Source organism: Ruegeria sp. CDSC079, assembly GCF_059610505.1.
The window spans coordinates 126,123-143,583 of record NZ_JBXWNT010000008.1 but is presented as its reverse complement, the minus strand read 5'-3'; the positions used below and the strand labels follow the sequence as shown (position 1 = coordinate 143,583).

Sequence of the window (17,461 nt, the reverse complement as noted above, 5' to 3'; positions counted from 1 at the left end):
GTTGAAGTTGTTATTCATAAAACTGCCAAAAGTAGAGTATTGAAAACAATTTCGCATTTGTCTGATCAGTCTGTAGGTATCCGGATTTTGGCGACCACCGATCTGCACATGAACCTGTGCAGTTTTGATTATTACGCGGATCAAGACGAACCTACGATCGGATTGACCCGAACGGCCAGCCTGATCCGGCAGGCGCGGAACGAGGCTGAGGCAGACGGAGATATCGTCTTGCTCTTCGACAACGGAGACGCTCTGCAGGGTACACCGCTGGGGGATTGGGCTGCCGATCCCGCCAATGCGCCGCACATCCTGATGCAGGCCTTCGGCAGCCTGGGATATGACGCGATTGGCCTGGGAAACCACGACTTCGGATTCGGGCTTCAATTCTTACAGCACGTTATCTCTGACGCCCCCTGCCCTGTGCTCAGCAGCAATGCCTTGCGCACGAATGGGCCACAGATCTGGCAAGATCATGTCATTTTACACAAAGAGATCCCTGGCGCGCCGACACCTATGGCCCTGAAGATTGGTGTATTTTCGGTCCTTCCCCCTCAGACAGCGCAATGGGAGGCGCACAAGCTGCACGACACCCTTACCACTCAGGACATCCTGACTTGTGCGGCAAACAAAGTCAGAAAGCTCCAAGACGAAAATTGCGACCTGATCATCGCGTTGGCCCATACCGGTTTCGGACCGGACACGTCACAACGGAATATGGAAAACGCGATTATTCCGCTGGCCGAAATCGAAGGTATCGACGCAATAATTGCTGGTCATTCCCATTTGACCTATCCCGCCAAGGCCGGCTCTGAAAACACTCTGGTGCATGGCAAACCAGTTGTCTTACCCGGAACGGCCGGATCACATCTGGGGGTGGTCGACCTGAAACTTCACTCGGCAGAGCGCGGCGGCTGGACCGTTGGCGAAGCCCGGGCGGCGCTACGACCGATATCTGCGGGGCGTCCCGACGAAATGGTATCACTGGCGCCCGAAGATCCGGAATTGTTGCATCTTTTTTCCTCTGGTCATGCCGAAACCCGCAGGCGAGCGGGCCAGCCGGTCGGCCGCACCCCGCACCATCTGCACAGCTATTTCAGCTTTTGCACCGAGGACCGTGGGCTGAGGCTGGTCGCCGCCGCCCAGGCTGCCGCGTTACGTCTGTGTATGTCCGATACCGACCTGGCAGATATTCCGATTTTATCGGCGGTTTCACCTTCGAAATTCGGCGGTCGGGCCGGGCCGCGATTCTATACGGATGTTAAGCCTGGCGAGATATTCCTGCGTAACGTGGTTGACCTGCATGTTTTTCCAAACGAATTGCAGGGTGTCATCGTATCCGGTGACCAAATCGTGGACTGGCTTGAGATGTCCGCAGCTGTTTTCAACCAGATTTCGAACGGATCTGCATCCGAACTTGTTTGCGAAAATCGGGTGGGTCACAACTTTGATGTGCTATACGGGCTGTCCTGTAGAATTGATCTGACACAACCTCCGCGTTTCGACGATATGGGCACCTTGATCAACGCCGAAAACCGGCGCGTTTCAGAGGTTCTGGTCGGTGCCACCCCCATTGCACCGGATCAGCAATTTGCCGTCGCGCTTAACAATTATCGCGCCAGCGGGGGCGGGCATTTCCCATTTGCGGGTAATGCGCAACGTATCGACATGCCCATCCTGCCGGTCCAGCAAGCCCTGCTGGATTATCTGTCAGGCACCTTGGTCAGCGATCCGCTGGAAGAGGCCCAGGAACCCTTCAGAATCACTAGTAACACGGGTACGCAGGCGATCTTACGCACCGGTCCAAATGCCCACCGACATCTGCAGGACATTCAGGAATTTGATCCACAAGTCCTTGGAACCGACGGAAATGGCTTTTTACGGATTCTTCTGACCTTCTGACGGGTTGTGTTTTTCCGGCCAACTGCCTATATCCACCCTCGAGAGGTTGGCGCGGGCGAGCGCCTCGCCAACCTGGTCAGATCCGGAAGGAAGCAGCCACAACGAGCCCCGCTTGGGTCGATGTCCAACCTCTCACTTACGCGCAACGACTGCCGCAGGAGGGACTTTATGATTGTAGCAATGACCCTTCGGGCAGAGCGTTTCTGGGACTAACCCCCGCTTTTGCCTGAACACGTTACCGATGGGTGCGCGCCTGCCACCCTGATGGTTTCCTGTATCTGAACACAGGCAGAACAATGTCCAAAACACTTTCGGACCTGGGATGGTCCTCTCATTTTGCAGCCCAACATGCTGTGAACCCTACCTGCACACCGCATCGCATCAACGCCGTCCATCGTGATCGCCTGATCGGCCTGAATGCGCTTGGCGGCACATCTGATCTGACCCCTGACCGATCAACCGGCGAATTTGCGGTTGGCGATTGGGTCCTTGCGGATGATCAAAACCGCATTCGGCATCTTTTGGAGCGCAAAAGCCTCTTGCAACGCCGGGCCGCAGGCACCGGTGCGCAGGTTCAGCTGATCGCGGCGAATGTGGATGTGCTGTATATCGTCAGTTCCTGCAATGCCGATTTCAATCTGGCACGGCTTGAGCGTTATCTGGCGCTGGCGCATCAGGCCGGGTGCTATCCGGTTGTTGTCCTGACCAAGGCCGACAGCTGCCCTGACCCAGAGAGCTATGCCAGTCAGGCCAGTTCGCTGGCTCGGTTTCTGACCGTTCTAACCGTCAACGCGCTGGAGGCGTCAGAGATTGATCCGATCCTGTCCTGGTGCCCTGCCGGGCAAACTGCTGCTTTGGTCGGCTCATCCGGTGTCGGCAAAACCACATTGGCGAACGCCATGACTGGTCAGGCCGGGACAACGGCGGGGATCCGCGAGGATGACGCACGGGGTCGCCACACCACGACCCATCGTGCGCTTCACCCGATGCGAAACGGGGGGTGGCTGATTGATACGCCAGGAATGCGCGCCCTGCGTTTGATGGATGCCCAAGACGGCGTGGATGAGGTTTTCTCAGACCTTCTGGAATTGGCTGCAAGATGCCGGTTCTCAGATTGCCAGCACCAGGCCGAACCCGGTTGTGCTGTGCAGGAGGCGATTGCCAATGACGTGATTGAGCCCGACCGGCTGGCGCGCTGGCACAAGCTTCGGCGCGAAGATCAGAGGAATTCCGAAACCCTCGCGCAGTCACGGGCACGTGACAAAGCCTTTGGCAAAATGGTGCGATCCGTCATGAATGACAAAAAGTCCCGCAGCAGACACTGAGCGTGACAGAAAGGCGCCTCGTCTTCAGGCAATCAACCGGGGCCAAACCGCCCGGTTTCTGCGGGCAAAAGCGCCAATATGACCGATCTCAGGCGCTCCGAATTCATTCGGAGACAACAGATGTCGCCGCGCCTTCGGCCCATACAGATCGGCAAGCCGCCAGACTGCGTCTGGCGGCACCATCTGGTCGTCCTCGAAGGCGAACAGGTCCACCGGCGTATTCGATTGCGCCCATCTCGCTTCGGGCAGAGCGTCACCGATCTGCGGCACATAATTCTGCGGCGCCGTGCACCAGCTGCGCCATTGCCAATAGACCGGGCCCGGCAAATCGGCACCGATCCCCACAGCTTTGCCCGGCAGATACCCCAGTGCATTCACTGCCAGACGCCCGTGGCCGTGCCAGAACAACCACGCCAGCCCGCGATAGGGCCAGGGATGGTCGGACAGAGTAACCAGCCCCGAACATACACAGATCATCCGGTCGATCTGATCAATGTCTGGCTGCACCGGCCCCAGCACGCCGCCAAGGGAATGACCGATGCTCCACTGCAAAGCGTCCGGGAACCGCCTGCGCATCTCAGCCCGTGCGGCGGGCATGTCGACCAAGGCCCAATCCGCCATGGTCACCTCGGAGGTTTTGAGTTTGTCGCGCAGCGAATGCCCGAAATCGCTGTAGTCATAGGTCAGACAGGCAATACCCTGTTCGGCGGCCAGCCAACGGGCAAAATGCTGGTAATATTCGCGCGGCACTGCAGTTGCGCTGTGAATCACCACGGCGACCTTCGGCTCGGTTTCAGGCAAATACAGCCGCGCCGACAGGCTGGCAGAGCCTGAGGCAAAATCAAAGTCCTTAGTCTGGACGCAGGGCGTGGTATCAAGCATGGCGCTTCCGACAAATTCTGAACTACTCGGTTCACTCAACAATCGGCCCGATTTCGACCATCGGAGTCAACACTGCATCAAGATGACCAAACGTCCGGTTTGCACCCCAACAGGTGGCTTGACTCGGGGTCTGCATAGCCGCTAGCGATGTGGTGATGGTTCTTGTCCCGGAATTGGGGCGGGATGAAAAGGGAACACGGTGCGGTCTGCCCCGGCGATGCCGGAAAGGGCCAACTCCGCGACTGCCCCCGCAACTGTAAGCGGTGAGCAATGCCGAAATACCACTGGCCCCAGGGCTGGGAAGGTCGGCAAAGCGACGACCCGCAAGTCAGGAGACCTGCCATCGTATCGAAACCGAAACTCGGGCGGGGTGTCCGGGCAGGTCGTCAGCGCGCTGTCACACCTGATCCTCACCCTTCGTCCTGCGCGCGGAGGGCGCATTATGATCTGGAAGACAAAAACACACGAATTCACCGCAACCGTCTGTCAGAGGACCGGGAAACCCTGCCCCGCCCTTGCCCGAATGGCACGCGCCATGGCCGAGGCGATGGCGACGGCAAGGCCTGCAACATCCAAAACATTCGAGGTCGAAGGTACCAGCGATCTGACCCATTGCACCGAAGGCTGCACGGCCCGTTTTCGGGCCCAATCAGAACAGATCAGGGTCTATTGCGGCACCAGCACAGACACGCCGACAGAAAAGCTGGACGCCTATGGCGACATGATGTTCGGGCCGGAGTTCATCCAGAAATCCGCTGGTTTTCTGTCAGAACCACCCTGTGCGATGCTCGACGTATCGATCCTGCCGCCGCGCAGCGACAGTATTCCGTATCAAGTGTCTGCCTGATTCAGGGAAGGGTTCGGGCCGGCAACCCGGCCCAGTCCTTTTGCGCGTCGGTTTCCACCGCGCAGGGCCGCACTGCACGCAACCGCCGAAGCGCTTGGTCAGGCGCTTCGCCGCATTCCACCATTAGCCGCATCACAACCATCCCCGAGCGTCCGCACCCACCGCGGCAATGCACCAGCACCTTGCCGCCACTGGCAAGGACATGTTGGGCGGCGGCGCTGGCTTGCGGCCAAAGCGCCTCAACCTCAGGCGTGGGGGCGCCGAAATCGGAGACCGGAAGGTGGACCCAGGCAATCCGTTCGCACTGCAGGTCCGCCTCGAATGAACGCGCGCCGGAATGCTGGAACTCATCCAGAGTAGTCATCGAGATGACCAGGTCCGGCGCCCAATCCCGGATTACTGCGAAATCCCCAGCATAATCGCCCGTGACACCCGGCAGTGGGCACAGAGCGATCTGCCCTTTGCCCAATCCAAGAGGGTGAATTGCAAAACTCTCCAACACAGCTCCTTTTCCTGCATCACCACATGGGGCTAATGCCCCTCATGATTTACCGGCTCTGATGCAACTTGCCAAAACGAAATTCCTTTTCGCGCGCGGTGGACGCGGGCGGCGGGGGTCTCTACGCTGCAAACCTGACACGAATCCAACAGAGCAGACATGACCGACACGCCCAGCCCCGCCTATCAGGTTCTCGCGCGAAAATACCGCCCGGAAACTTTTGCTGACCTCGTCGGTCAGGACGCAATGGTGCGCACGCTGAAAAACGCGTTCGAGGCCGACCGGATTGCACAAGCCTTCATCATGACTGGCATCCGCGGCACCGGTAAGACGACCACGGCCCGGATCATCGCCAAGGGCATGAACTGCATCGGTCCTGATGGGCAAGGCAAGCCCACGACCGAACCCTGCGGCCAGTGCGAACATTGCGTCGCCATCATGGAAGGCCGCCATGTCGATGTGATGGAGATGGACGCCGCCAGCCGCACCGGCGTAAATGACATCCGCGAAATCATCGACTCGGTGCGCTATCGTGCCGCCAGTGCGCGCTATAAGATCTACATTATCGACGAGGTTCACATGCTTTCGACCAGCGCGTTCAACGCGCTGCTCAAGACGTTGGAAGAACCTCCTGCGCATGTGAAGTTCATCTTTGCCACGACCGAAATCCGCAAAGTCCCGGTGACTGTTCTGTCGCGGTGCCAACGATTTGACCTGCGCCGGATCGAACCCGAGGACATGATTGGCCTGCTCAATAAGATCGCAGAGGCTGAGAAGGCACAGATCGCGGATGATGCCCTGGCGCTGATCACCCGCGCGGCCGAAGGGTCGGCGCGCGACGCAACATCACTGCTGGATCAGGCAATCAGCCATGGGGCCGGTGAAACCAGCGCCGATCAGGTGCGCGCGATGCTGGGTCTGGCCGACCGAGGCCGGGTATTGGACTTGATGGAAATGATCCTGCGAGGGGATGCAGCAAACGCGCTGACTGAATTGGGCGGGCAATATGCCGAAGGGGCCGATCCGCTATCCGTGCTGCGCGATCTGGCCGAAATCACGCACTGGGTTTCGGTTGTGAAGATCACGCCAGACGCAGCCGAGGACCCGACGGTTTCCCCTGATGAACGTGCTCGTGGTCAGCAAATGGCCGAGGCCCTGCCAATGCGCGTTTTGACCCGGATGTGGCAGATGTTGCTGAAAGCGCTGGAAGAGGTATCGGCCGCGCCAAATGCCATGATGGCTGCTGAAATGGCCGTTATCCGCCTGACCCATGTTGCCGACTTGCCCAGCCCCGAAGAGCTGATCAAGCGCCTGCAGGACAACCCGCCACCGCCTCCGAATGGTGGTCCGGGCGGTGGTATGGCCGTGCCCTCTCAGGCTCCGGTACCAGCGGCATCATCTTCTTACGTGTCCGCAACTAGCAGCCCCGCCGGCGCGCCGTCGGCCGCTCTGGCCCATGATATCCAATCGGCGCTGGCACGGTATCCGAGTTTTGACCACGTGGTTGAATTGATCCGCACCAATCGGGATGTGAAACTTCTGGTCGAGGTCGAAAACGGGGTGCGGCTGGTTTCTTACCAACCGGGGCGGATCGAATTCACCCCGACACAGAACGCACCCACAGATCTGGCAGCGAGACTGGGTTCGTCGCTGCAACGATGGACTGGCAACCGCTGGGCTGTGTCGATTGTGGCCGATGGTGAGGTTGCGACCATCGCCGAGATTCGAGACGCCGCCGAGCTGGCGTTGAAAGCAGAGGCTGAGAAACACCCATTGGTTCAGGCGGTGCTCATGCAATTTCCGAAGGCACGCATAAAGCGGATTGAAACACCGGAAGAACGTGCCGCCAAAGTGGAAACCGAGGCGCTGCCCGAGGTCGAAGACGAATGGGACCCGTTCGAGGAAGACTGAAACCGTCCCATCTGACCCAACTGGAAGCCTCCCGGGCCCAACGGGAGGAAAGGCCTTGACGACGGGCGGGAGCCAGCTCGGCCCTTGTGCCGCGCCGACCGCGCCCGTATTTAGGCGTCAAACCGGATATTAGGAGAATACCGATGCTCAAAGGACTCGGCGGCCTGGGTGACATGGCCAAGATGATGAAATCCGCGCAGGATCTACAGACCAAGATGACGGATATGCAGGAAGAGCTGAATACCATCATGGTTGTCGGCGAATCCGGTGCAGGGCTGGTCAAGGCAACAGCCACGGCCAAGGGAGAGCTGAAAGGTCTCGATATCGACCCGTCAATCTTTAACGGCGACGACAAGGAAGTGGTCGAAGATCTGATCCTGGCCGCCATCAAAGATGCTCAGGCCAAGGCCGCTGAACGGTCGCAGGCTGAGATGGCTAAGCTGACCGAAGGTATGGGCCTGCCCGCAGACATCAAGCTGCCGTTCTGATAGGCACTCCTGACGAAATACCGGCCGGGCCCAACTGCCCGGCCCTTATGCAGGAGCAAGCGCGGTGAGTTCGAACAGCGATATCGACAATCTGATCGACCTGATGGCCAAACTGCCGGGCCTCGGCCCACGTTCGGCCCGTCGCGCAGTGCTGCATCTGATCCGCAAACGCGCCCTTCTGCTGACACCGCTTGCGGACGCAATGCAACAGGTTGCCATCACTGCCCGTGAGTGCCTGAATTGCGGCAATGTAGGCACCTCGGACATCTGTGATATCTGCGATAGCGAAGTCCGCGCGACCGGAGAGCTGTGCGTCGTCGAAGACGTCGCCGACCTTTGGGCGATGGAACGCGCCGCAGTTTTCAAAGGCCGCTATCACGTGCTGGGCGGCACCTTGTCGGCGCTGGACGGGATAGGCCCGGATGAGCTGCGCATCCCCCGCCTCAAGGACCGGGTCACCGCAGAGGGGATCACCGAGGTCATTCTGGCTCTGAACGCCACCGTCGACGGCCAGACCACCGCTCATTACATCGCCGATCAGTTGGAGGGACAGGTGCGCCTGACGTCGCTGGCGCAGGGTGTGCCGATTGGCGGCGAGTTGGACTATCTGGATGACGGGACAATTACGGCGGCGCTGAGGGCGCGGAAGGAAGTATAAGTTCAATAATTGAAAAAGGCTGGGTAAGTAAGCGCACCTTGTCCATCGCCTAGACTTCTCTTAGGACTTTTCCTGAAATAGTTTTTTGGAATAGTATTTATGCAGCCCAAAGAAGACGAACAACAAATTTTCGTAGTTGTGATTGATGAAACTTACGGAGATTCCGAAGAAAGTTGGGAGGAAAGCGAACGATACAGGCGCGATCTCGAGACCGAGTTCTCTGCCGACTTCATCGAGGCAAACGTTGGGCCGGGCGCCGACATCCCAGCGTTTTTGACAATTATTGCAACTTCCACTGTCCCGGTTTGGACTTTATTGCTGAGCGCCTTTTTTCTGGGGAAGCCCATAAACGAGAACCTTGAAAGTTGGGGGGAAATTGCGAAGAAAATTAAGAAGTTTTTTGGTCGACCGGTGCTACTCGCTCGTCACGGAGCGTCTGTCCTCGCTGTAGAGGCGGTGATGGACGATATTGGCGGTATGCCCAAAACTATTGAGCTTCTGAGTTATCGAGTTAGGCATATTGGAGACAACGAAAGCTTGGAACAGATGCCAAGAAGCGATCAAATATCGGAAAGTCCAGACACACTCTACCTTGGCTACCTTGTTCACATTTTTGAGATTGAAGCTGATGCGATTCAGTACCGCGTTCGCGTTGATGGCAAGAAATGCGAAGTCCTAAAGCTCTGAGAGTGCATCTTAAGTAAGCAGCAAAACCTCCCAAATCTAATTTTCTACCTCCTGATGATTTTTTGGCCTCTGTTGGCTAGAATCTGACAATGAAAGCCTTTCAATTATTCGTCCTGGGAGCATCAGTGACCCGCCTTCTCGCCCTCACCCTCGCCACCTTCACTGTTGCCACCGCGGCGCTCGTGCAGGACCTCGCCGACAAAGGCATTGTCGACGGCTGGAACATCATGATGGCCCCGCGCTAGGACACGGGTGCCTCATCCAGTCGATCTATCAGGACCTCCCGGTCGTGCGGCTGGGCTATGACACGCTGGAAGCGACCGTGTTTTCAAGACGCGCATTCGTTAGCGCGACTGCCATCCGAACCCTCTATCGAATCGGATCAAAAAGCGCGTCTTTGGCCGCGCAGTCCTTGATCACATCCCGGCCACAAGGCACCGGTTCAAGATCGCGGGACAGGCACAGGCGCACCTCTTCGATATAGCCTTGTTTGCAGGTGACGGTGATCATGTCGCGCTCCAGCCCCGGATTGACCTTTAGAAACGCTTCTTCCACGACAGATGCGGGCAGTTTTACAGATGTGTCCAACTGGCGGAACACCTTTGGACGCTCGACCGACCCATAGGCCTGCCGCGACAAGGTGTAATAGTCCGAAGCGCTTAGGCCCGAGCAGGTGCCGTGCTTCTTCCATTGATGCCAGGCAAGGCCGGAACTGCCTTGAATATCTTCCATTTCACGGGTCATAGTCCGCGTCGGCGAGGCCTCGGCCGTGCGGCAATAAGATGGCCAGCCCTGATGGAATTGCGGCCAAAGCCCGTGTAGAATCCAGCCGTGATCATGCCGTACATCACACTGATCCGACCCACGCGCGTCGCCTTCGCGCGCGCACCAGTTCGGCGACCAGCTCAGCGCCAGGACATAGTAGTCGAACGCGCCCGGTTTTTCACCCTCGGCCAGCGCCGTCATTGCACTAAAAACCCATAGAACCAGCCAGCGCATTCGCCTCTTCCCTTCTTGCCCTGCCGCGACTATATACAGCCCAAGTTCCCCGACAACGGAAACCTGCCCCAAGATCACGGGGCCGCCGAATTCCGGCGACGGGAAAGATGTATGCATAGGAGACGGGCTGATGGCAAAACCGCTTATGGCCAAGGCAACAGCCGTATGGCTAGTAGACAACACAACGATCAGCTTCAAGCAGATCGCGGATTTCGTAGGAATGCACGAGTTGGAAGTGCAGGGCATCGCCGATGGCGATGTGGCCGCTGGCGTCAAAGGGTTCGACCCGATCGCCAACAACCAGCTTACGCAGGAAGAGATTGACGTGGCGCAGGGCAACCCGCTGCACAAGCTGAAGCTCAAGTTCAACCCCGCTGCCAGTGGCGAGGAAAAACGTCGTGGCCCGCGCTATACCCCGCTGTCCAAGCGTCAGGACCGTCCGAACTCGATCCTGTGGCTGGTCAAGTTCCACCCCGAACTCAGCGACGGTCAGATTGCCAAGCTGGTTGGCACCACCAAGCCGACCATCCAGTCGATCCGCGAACGGACGCACTGGAACATCTCGAACATGCAACCGATTGATCCCGTCGCTCTGGGCTTGTGTAAACAGTCCGAGCTGGACGCAATCGTGCAGAAAGCCGCCGCCAAGAAAGCTGCTGAAGGTGGCGTCATGAGCGATGATGAACGCCGCAAGCTGGTTTCGACCGAGCAGTCACTGGAAATGGACGCAGCGCCCAAAATTCCAACGGCGATCGAGGGTCTCGAGACCTTCTCGTTGTCTGATGACTCCCCCGAGGAGAAAGAAGAGCCGATCATCGACGCCGACAGTTTCTTCAACTTGCCCAAAGGCGAGGCCGAGGATGAAGACGAAAGCGATCCGCGTTTCTGATACGCAGACAGCCCCGGTCAAACTGGCCGGGGCTTTTTTGACGAGACTCTGATGCTGAACATACTGTCTGCCATTTTTGGCCCACACCGCGCCGTGACAATCTATGCCTTCCTAAGAACCTGGGGCCTGCTCGTGTTCGGTGTCGTAGGCGTTATCGCAGTTGCCGCAGCCCTGCTGTTGCTGAACGACGACGGCACGCATGAACACGAAGCCTTCATGACCGTCCCGGTTCTGTCCGCCACCGCTATCAACGGCGACCTCAAGAACGGGGTGATTGCCTCGGTACGTTTACCCGACGGGTCCGCGACGTCGATCACTTCGACCGAGGCCCCGATTTCCCAGACCGTCGGCCAAAGCGCCTGTGTCGAAAAGCGGGTCTATGTGGAAAGTGGCGAACCAAGGTATCGCTTCAAACTTCCGCGTTATTGCGAAGCAAGCTGACAAAGCAAAACCGCCCGGTGTCCACACCGGGCGGTTTTTCCTTCAGATCATCTGAAAGATGATTCCTGCGATCACTGCGCCGACTATCCCCAGGCCCAGATAGGTCGCAAACACTTTCGGCCTGACCAGCGACCATACCGCAGCCATGGCCGGGATCGAGCTGACCGCACCCGCGATCATAAAGGACATTGCTGCCCCGGCGCTCATCCCCTGCTCCATCAGACCTGCCAATAGCGGCGGCGCGACGTATGAGTTCAGATAGGCCGGCATCCCAACAAGTGCCGCGATGATTATGGGCAACACGCCGTCTCCTCCGACCGCGCGTGCGATCAGATCAGCGGGTACATAATTGATCAGCAACGCCTCGAGAACATAGGCAAGCGCCAGCCATTTCAACAAGAACAGGCCGTTCCGAAAAAACTCGCTACGAAATCTATTCCGGCGCGCAGGGTCATGCCAGAATTTCCAAACCGGTTTGTCCTCTTGCTTAGGTCCACAACTGCCGCATCCAGCTGGTTGGTAGTTCCGCAAAGGTTGAGTCAACACACCGCTGCGCGTCATGGTGCGCACGACGAATCCGCCAAACAGGCCAAGTGCCACTGCGGCTATGGCTTTTCCGATAGCAAAGGGCCATCCCAATGCGCCAGCCGTAATCAATAGCGTCGGCGGGTCGATCAGCGGAGAGCTGAGCCAGAACGCCATAACCGCAGACAGTGGCGCCCCAAGCGCCAGTAAACCAGCAATGAACGGGATGACCTCGCAGGAACAGAATGGGGCCAACCCGCCAAACAGGGCAGCCAAAAGGATCATCCGCGTTTCGCGGCCTTCAAAGGCTCGGGCCACCATGACTTCGGCACCGGTGGCCTTGAGGTATGACAACAGCAGCACAGCAAACAGAATATATTGGCCGGTATGGGCCAGTGCCTTACCGGCAAATGTTATCACCTCGGTAAGATTGCCTGGGTCGAGTATCGCCACCGCGATCAGAATGGCGACAATCACCGCCCATGGGGTTTTGATCAGGTCGAAGACGGTTTTGAACGGAGCCCGAGGGCTCTGAGTAAGGTCAGCCATCGTTTGCCGCCTTTCCAGTTTCGTCCGCACAACATTCCGACAGAATGAACTGCGCGAGGTTTCTGAGATGGTCATACCGGGCACGGTTGATCGTGGTGCGCCCGATCTTTTCCTGTTCGACAACGTCACCGGCCGCAAGAAACCGGAGGTGATGGGCCAGCGTCGACGGGGCGATGCCGGTCCTCTCTTGGATCTCACCTACGGTCAGCCCGGCCTCTCCGGCGCGAACGAGTGTCTTGAGGACTTTCAGTCGCGCCTCTGACCCCATCGCCGAAAATCCTGCTGCAGCGGTTTCCCACATATCCACAACTCCAATAAACTAGATTTCTAGTTATATAGAGATATGGAAAGGCGCCGTCAACAAATTCTGATCAGAATTCGTGAAAAGGACGTAAGTCCAGATTGCTCAATCAATAAGGCCACTCTATAAGGTCTTATGGGGATTTCAGTAGATACGTTCTTTCTAGAGCTGAATGGGCAAGGCACCTTGCAGGCCCAGATTCAGCAAATGATTGCAGAAGGTATCCTGTCAGGCCGTTTCCATGTCGGAGAAAAACTGCCCTCGTCGCGTAAACTGGCCTCGCATCTGGGTGTCAGCCGGATCACCGTGACATTGGCTTATACCGAGCTGTTGGCCAATGACTACCTGACGGCCCGGGGCCGATCTGGGTATTATGTGTCGGAAAATGCGCCAGTACCGCCTAAATACACGCCCATCCAACGGGGCACTGAGACCGTGGATTGGGACAAGGCGCTGGCCCGCCGGTTTGTAGATTCAGATGTGTTGCCCAAGCCCTGGAATTGGCGGGACTATACCTATCCTTTTATCTATGGTCAGGCGGACCGAACCCTGTTCGATCATGCCAACTGGCGGCTATGTGCAGTGCGGGCATTGGGGCACAAGGATTTCGAATCGCTGACCCGCGACTATGTCGATCAGGACGATCCGTTGCTGATCGAGTTCATCGCCCGCCACACTCTGCCCCGCCGTGGAATCTCGGCACGCCCCGAAGAAATATTGATCACACTGGGGGCGCAGAACGCACTTTGGCTGGCGTCGCGCATTCTGCTGACTCACAATCACACCGCCGTCATCGAAGACCCCTGTTACTATGCGCTGCGCAGCCTGTTGAACCATTGGGACTGCGCAGTCGTACCCATTGGCGTGGACAAGGATGGCCTGCCACCCGAGGCGCTGCCCGATGAAACGGATGTCATCTTCACCACGCCCAGCCATCAGAGCCCGACAACCGCAACAATGCCGATCACCCGCCGCCGCCAACTTTTGGATCGTGCCCGGGATCTGGACGCAATGGTGGTCGAGGATGACTATGAATTCGAAATGGCGTTTCTCGGGGCGCCCTCACCCGCGCTGAAGTCCATGGACCGGGATGGACGTGTCATCTATGTGGGCAGCTTCTCAAAATCGCTGTTCCCTGGATTGCGCCTTGGTTACATGGTTGGATCCGAGCCATTTATCCGCGAGGCGCGCGCGCTGCGCTCTTTGGTGCTGCGCCACCCGCCGGGCCACATTCAGCGCACTGCAGCGTATTTTCTGTCTCTGGGACATTACGATGCTCAGATCAGGCGCATGTCCAAAGAGCTGTCCAAGCGGCGGGATGCAATGGACAAGGCTATCGACGAATACGGGCTGTCGGTGGCGGGGCGCGGTGTGATGGGCGGATCTTCGATGTGGATGTCCGCTCCCGAACATGTCGACATGTCCCAGCTGGCGCGCAGCCTGCAAAACCAAAGCGTTCACATCGAGCCTGGTGCACCGTTTTTCGCAGGGCCGGATAGGCCACAGAACTTCTACCGGCTCGGATACTCATCCATCGCGCCCGACCGCATCGCTCCGGGCGTGAAGCTGATCGCGGATGCCATCCAAACGCAGTAGCCCGCGTCTGGACCTAATCCGCATTTCGTTTTGGACCTAACGCCATTCCGTCCCTTGGGCCACAACCGTACCCAAAGGCTGGGCTGATCGTCCGGCTTCATCCACAAATCCGCGGAGACAAATCAGATGAAAATGACCACCGAAGAGGCCTTTGTTAAAGTTCTGCAGATGCACGGGATCGAGCATGCGTTTGGGATCATCGGTTCGGCGATGATGCCGATCTCGGATATTTTTGGAAAAGCTGGCATTACCTTCTGGGATTGCGCACACGAAGGCTCGGGTGGGATGATGGCTGACGGGTACACACGCGCCACCGGCAAAATGTCGATGATGATCGCGCAGAACGGACCCGGGATCACCAACTTTGTTACTGCCGTCAAAACCGCCTACTGGAACCACACCCCGCTGCTGCTGGTAACCCCGCAGGCCGCAAACAAGACCATGGGTCAGGGCGGTTTCCAGGAGATGGAACAGATGCGCATGTTTGCAGACTGCGTCTGCTACCAGGAAGAAGTACGCGACCCTTCGCGGATGGCCGAAGTTCTGAGTCGCGTTATCACCAAAGCCAAGCGCGCCTCGGCACCGGCACAGATCAATGTTCCACGTGATTTCTTCACTCAGGTTGTCGATATCGAACTGCCTGCCGTAGTTGAATTTGAACTGCCTTCTGGCGGCGCATCAGCCGTTACCGAAGCCGCCGCGCTGCTGTCGGATGCCAAGAACCCTGTCATCCTGAACGGCGCGGGCACGGTTCTGTCCGCTGGCGGCATCGAAGCCTCGAAAGCACTGGCCGAGCGTCTGGACGCCCCGGTTTGTGTTGGCTACCAGCACAATGACGCCTTCCCGGGCTCGCACCCGCTGTTTGCTGGCCCGTTGGGTTACAATGGCTCGAAAGCCGGTATGGAGCTGATAAAAGAAGCAGACGTGGTTCTGTGTCTCGGCACTCGCCTGAACCCGTTCTCGACTCTTCCTGGCTATGGTATGGAATACTGGCCGGCGAATGCAAAGATCATTCAGGTTGACATTAACCCCGACCGCATTGGCCTGACCAAGAAGGTATCTGTCGGTATTGTTGGCGACGCAGCCACCGTTGCAACCAATATCCTGGCACAGCTGTCGGACACCGCAGGTGACGAAGGACGCGATGCACGCAAAGCGAAGATTGCGGAAACCAAGTCACGCTGGGCGCAGGAATTGACTTCGATGGACCACGAGCAGGACGATCCGGGCACAACCTGGAACGAACGCGCCCGTGCAGCCAAGCCCGACTGGATGAGCCCGCGCATGGCGTGGCGCGCCATTCAGGCAGCCCTGCCGAAAGAGGCGATCATCTCGTCCGACATCGGCAATAACTGTGCCATCGGCAACGCCTACCCATCCTTTGAAGCGGGCCGCAAATATCTGGCCCCCGGGCTGTTCGGCCCCTGTGGATACGGATTGCCATCTGTCATGGGTGCCAAAATCGGTTGCCCGGATGTGCCTGTCGTTGGATTCTCGGGTGACGGCGCCTTTGGTATTGCTGTAACCGAACTGACCGCAATCGGCCGCGATGAATGGCCCGCAGTCACCCAGATCGTTTTCCGCAACTATCAGTGGGGTGCTGAAAAGCGCAACTCGACCCTGTGGTTCGACGACAACTTTGTCGGAACCGAACTGGACACCAAAGTGTCCTATGCCGGTATCGCTCAGGCCTGTGGCCTGAAAGGTGTCGTGGCCCGCACACAGGATGAGCTGACTGCAGCCCTGAATCAGGCCATTGAGGATCAGAAGAATGGGATCACCACGCTGATCGAAGCCATGATCAACCAGGAACTGGGCGAGCCGTTCCGTCGGGACGCAATGAAGAAACCGGTCGCGGTGGCAGGCATCAGCAATGACGACATGGAACCGCAGGCCGGGGTATAATCCGCGTGAAACCGCTGCGCGCCATTCTTGGGACGGCCAGCGCGTCGGACAAGATCATCGCCCTGTCAGAGGGCGATGATCCCCGCGTCGTGGAAGGTGCGGTCAGGGCCGTAAAAGAGGACATTGCACGGATCATCCTGATCGGCGACGGGGCCAAAATTTCGGCCCTTCTGGATGCGCATGAAGGATTTGATCCCACTCGGATAGACATTCTTGACCCGGCGCATTCCTCAATCACCACGGAACTGGCTGAAGCGCTGTTTAATCGCCGCAAGCACAAGGGCATGACCCTTGAAGAGGCAGGGCAACAGATCACCAACCGGCTGACCTTTGCCGCCATGCTGGTGCATCAGGGTATCGCTGACGGCACCGTGGGCGGAGCGGTTGAAACCACCTCTGACACAGTTCGCGCGGCGTTGCAGATCATCGGAACAGCGCCGGGTACAACAATGGTATCCAGTTTTTTTCTCATGCTGTTCTGTCAGGATCATCACGAGGTCAAAGGCGCGCGCATCTTTGCCGATTGTGGCCTGGTGGTGGATCCAAACGCCGAAGAAATGGCGGAAATTGCCCGCGCATCAGCCGCATCCTATTCAGCTTTGACTGGAAACACGGCGCGTGTGGCGATGCTGTCTTTTTCCACCTCGGGAAGCGCCGAACATCCAAAAGTATCCAAGGTCGTCGAGGCAACCCGGATCGCACGCGAAAAAGATCCGAACCTTCTGATCGACGGAGAGCTGCAGTTCGATGCCGCCTTTGTCCCCGAGGTTGCGGCGCAAAAGGCGACGGATTCGCCACTGAAGGGCGAAGCGAATGTCTTTGTCTTCCCCAGCCTGAATGCGGGCAATCTGGGCTATAAGATCGCACAGCGCATCGGAGGGGTTGAGGCAATCGGGCCAGTCCTACAAGGCCTGGCCAAGCCGGCAAATGATCTATCGCGCGGCTGTACGGCAGAGGACATCCTTCACATGATCGCCGTGACTGCTGTTCAAGCGCAACATGGCGAAAACGGAATATAAGTCTCGACAAGTCCGTGAAAAACAAATTTTATTCCGGTTCC

Annotated in this window: 17 protein-coding genes, 1 other RNA gene and 1 riboswitch; of the genes, 13 read left to right on the top strand and 5 right to left on the bottom strand. The window is 58.0% G+C overall.

All coding sequences use genetic code 11. From position 1 onward, the window contains the following. Positions 1–57: 57 nt before the first annotated feature. The 3 genes from AC2FIC_RS15985 (at position 58) to rsgA (ending at position 3,224) form a co-directional block, all read left to right on the top strand. Positions 58–1,899, top strand: a complete 1,842-nt coding sequence (locus AC2FIC_RS15985) for a 5'-nucleotidase C-terminal domain-containing protein (protein ID WP_496692480.1) — start codon at positions 58–60, stop codon at positions 1,897–1,899. Between the two features lie 39 nt (positions 1,900–1,938). Then, positions 1,939–2,037: signal recognition particle sRNA small type (gene ffs, locus AC2FIC_RS15980), an RNA gene on the top strand. Between the two features lie 158 nt (positions 2,038–2,195). Further along, positions 2,196–3,224, top strand: a complete 1,029-nt coding sequence (rsgA, locus tag AC2FIC_RS15975; protein WP_496692481.1) for a ribosome small subunit-dependent GTPase A — start codon at positions 2,196–2,198, stop codon at positions 3,222–3,224. Between the two features lie 24 nt (positions 3,225–3,248). Here the strand turns inward: rsgA and AC2FIC_RS15970 are convergent, their stop codons facing one another. Then, on the bottom strand, positions 3,249–4,106 hold the full coding sequence (locus AC2FIC_RS15970; RefSeq protein ID WP_496692482.1) for an alpha/beta hydrolase family protein: 858 nt from the start codon (positions 4,104–4,106) through the stop codon (positions 3,249–3,251). Positions 4,107–4,245: 139 nt separating this feature from the next. Further along, a riboswitch (cobalamin riboswitch) is annotated at positions 4,246–4,465 on the top strand. Positions 4,466–4,548: 83 nt separating this feature from the next. Here AC2FIC_RS15970 and AC2FIC_RS15965 point away from each other — a divergent pair. After that, entirely contained in the window at positions 4,549–4,953 is a 405-nt protein-coding gene (locus AC2FIC_RS15965) for a hypothetical protein (RefSeq protein ID WP_282021950.1), read from the top strand. A 1-nt stretch (position 4,954) separates the two neighbouring features. Here AC2FIC_RS15965 and AC2FIC_RS15960 read toward each other — a convergent pair whose 3' ends face one another. Further along, on the bottom strand, positions 4,955–5,455 hold the full coding sequence (locus AC2FIC_RS15960) for a protein-tyrosine phosphatase family protein (RefSeq protein ID WP_425595855.1): 501 nt from the start codon (positions 5,453–5,455) through the stop codon (positions 4,955–4,957). A gap of 156 nt (positions 5,456–5,611) precedes the next feature. Here AC2FIC_RS15960 and AC2FIC_RS15955 point away from each other — a divergent pair, with 156 nt between their 5' ends. The 4 genes from AC2FIC_RS15955 to AC2FIC_RS15940 all read left to right on the top strand — a co-directional run bounded on the left by AC2FIC_RS15955 (position 5,612) and on the right by AC2FIC_RS15940 (position 9,196). Continuing rightward, positions 5,612–7,363 carry a DNA polymerase III subunit gamma/tau gene (locus AC2FIC_RS15955; RefSeq protein WP_496692483.1) on the top strand — a complete coding sequence of 584 codons (1,752 nt, stop codon included), beginning with the start codon at positions 5,612–5,614 and terminating at the stop codon, positions 7,361–7,363. Between the two features lie 143 nt (positions 7,364–7,506). Further along, complete coding sequence (locus AC2FIC_RS15950) at positions 7,507–7,851, top strand: YbaB/EbfC family nucleoid-associated protein (RefSeq protein ID WP_496692484.1); 345 nt, start codon at positions 7,507–7,509, stop codon at positions 7,849–7,851. Between the two features lie 64 nt (positions 7,852–7,915). After that, positions 7,916–8,509 (top strand): recombination mediator RecR, encoded by a 594-nt coding sequence (recR, locus tag AC2FIC_RS15945; RefSeq protein ID WP_496692485.1) that lies wholly within the window; start codon positions 7,916–7,918, stop codon positions 8,507–8,509. Between the two features lie 99 nt (positions 8,510–8,608). After that, positions 8,609–9,196, top strand: coding sequence for a hypothetical protein (locus AC2FIC_RS15940; RefSeq protein WP_496692486.1), 588 nt, complete (start codon positions 8,609–8,611; stop codon positions 9,194–9,196). Between the two features lie 369 nt (positions 9,197–9,565). On the opposite strand, the gene AC2FIC_RS15935 is transcribed toward AC2FIC_RS15940, so the two are convergent. Continuing rightward, positions 9,566–10,195 carry a ribonuclease T2 family protein gene (locus AC2FIC_RS15935; RefSeq protein ID WP_496692574.1) on the bottom strand — a complete coding sequence of 210 codons (630 nt, stop codon included), beginning with the start codon at positions 10,193–10,195 and terminating at the stop codon, positions 9,566–9,568. 130 nt (positions 10,196–10,325) lie between these two features. On the opposite strand from AC2FIC_RS15935, the gene AC2FIC_RS15930 reads away from it, so the two are divergent. Together AC2FIC_RS15930 and AC2FIC_RS15925 are read left to right on the top strand one after the other, a co-directional pair. Next, a complete protein-coding gene (locus AC2FIC_RS15930) occupies positions 10,326–11,084 on the top strand; it encodes a DUF1013 domain-containing protein (protein WP_142636995.1) in 759 nt (252 codons plus the stop codon). Between the two features lie 51 nt (positions 11,085–11,135). Continuing rightward, positions 11,136–11,525 (top strand): hypothetical protein, encoded by a 390-nt coding sequence (locus AC2FIC_RS15925; protein ID WP_142636997.1) that lies wholly within the window; start codon positions 11,136–11,138, stop codon positions 11,523–11,525. Positions 11,526–11,567: 42 nt separating this feature from the next. Here the strand turns inward: AC2FIC_RS15925 and AC2FIC_RS15920 are convergent, their stop codons facing one another. Then, entirely contained in the window at positions 11,568–12,599 is a 1,032-nt protein-coding gene (locus AC2FIC_RS15920; RefSeq protein WP_496692487.1) for a permease, read from the bottom strand. After that, on the bottom strand, positions 12,592–12,900 hold the full coding sequence (locus tag AC2FIC_RS15915; RefSeq protein ID WP_142637001.1) for an ArsR/SmtB family transcription factor: 309 nt from the start codon (positions 12,898–12,900) through the stop codon (positions 12,592–12,594). Before AC2FIC_RS15915 ends, AC2FIC_RS15920 begins: the two co-directional genes overlap by 8 nt. A gap of 135 nt (positions 12,901–13,035) precedes the next feature. Between AC2FIC_RS15915 and pdxR the strand changes: the two genes are divergently transcribed. The 3 genes from pdxR to pta all read left to right on the top strand — a co-directional run bounded on the left by pdxR (position 13,036) and on the right by pta (position 17,420). Next, positions 13,036–14,496 carry a MocR-like pyridoxine biosynthesis transcription factor PdxR gene (pdxR, locus tag AC2FIC_RS15910; RefSeq protein WP_282021956.1) on the top strand — a complete coding sequence of 487 codons (1,461 nt, stop codon included), beginning with the start codon at positions 13,036–13,038 and terminating at the stop codon, positions 14,494–14,496. Positions 14,497–14,622: 126 nt separating this feature from the next. Further along, a complete protein-coding gene (gene xsc / locus AC2FIC_RS15905; protein WP_142637005.1) occupies positions 14,623–16,401 on the top strand; it encodes a sulfoacetaldehyde acetyltransferase in 1,779 nt (592 codons plus the stop codon). 5 nt (positions 16,402–16,406) lie between these two features. After that, entirely contained in the window at positions 16,407–17,420 is a 1,014-nt protein-coding gene (gene pta, locus AC2FIC_RS15900; RefSeq protein WP_496692488.1) for a phosphate acetyltransferase, read from the top strand. The last annotated feature ends 41 nt before the right edge of the window (positions 17,421–17,461 follow it).

Bases quoted from the DNA above. Each gene is read 5' to 3' on its own strand.
- AC2FIC_RS15915 (WP_142637001.1), bottom strand. From the start codon at position 12,900: ATGTGGGAAACCGCTGCAGCAGGATTTTCGGCGATGGGGTCAGAGGCG.
- AC2FIC_RS15970 (WP_496692482.1), bottom strand. From the start codon at position 4,106: ATGCTTGATACCACGCCCTGCGTCCAGACTAAGGACTTTGATTTTGCC.
- AC2FIC_RS15930 (WP_142636995.1), top strand. From the start codon at position 10,326: ATGGCAAAACCGCTTATGGCCAAGGCAACAGCCGTATGGCTAGTAGAC.
- AC2FIC_RS15935 (WP_496692574.1), bottom strand. From the start codon at position 10,195: ATGCGCTGGCTGGTTCTATGGGTTTTTAGTGCAATGACGGCGCTGGCC.
- rsgA (WP_496692481.1), top strand. From the start codon at position 2,196: ATGTCCAAAACACTTTCGGACCTGGGATGGTCCTCTCATTTTGCAGCC.
- AC2FIC_RS15925 (WP_142636997.1), top strand. From the start codon at position 11,136: ATGCTGAACATACTGTCTGCCATTTTTGGCCCACACCGCGCCGTGACA.
- pdxR (WP_282021956.1), top strand. From the start codon at position 13,036: ATGGGGATTTCAGTAGATACGTTCTTTCTAGAGCTGAATGGGCAAGGC.
- AC2FIC_RS15965 (WP_282021950.1), top strand. From the start codon at position 4,549: ATGATCTGGAAGACAAAAACACACGAATTCACCGCAACCGTCTGTCAG.
- AC2FIC_RS15950 (WP_496692484.1), top strand. From the start codon at position 7,507: ATGCTCAAAGGACTCGGCGGCCTGGGTGACATGGCCAAGATGATGAAA.
- AC2FIC_RS15955 (WP_496692483.1), top strand. From the start codon at position 5,612: ATGACCGACACGCCCAGCCCCGCCTATCAGGTTCTCGCGCGAAAATAC.
- AC2FIC_RS15920 (WP_496692487.1), bottom strand. From the start codon at position 12,599: ATGGCTGACCTTACTCAGAGCCCTCGGGCTCCGTTCAAAACCGTCTTC.
- xsc (WP_142637005.1), top strand. From the start codon at position 14,623: ATGAAAATGACCACCGAAGAGGCCTTTGTTAAAGTTCTGCAGATGCAC.
- AC2FIC_RS15940 (WP_496692486.1), top strand. From the start codon at position 8,609: ATGCAGCCCAAAGAAGACGAACAACAAATTTTCGTAGTTGTGATTGAT.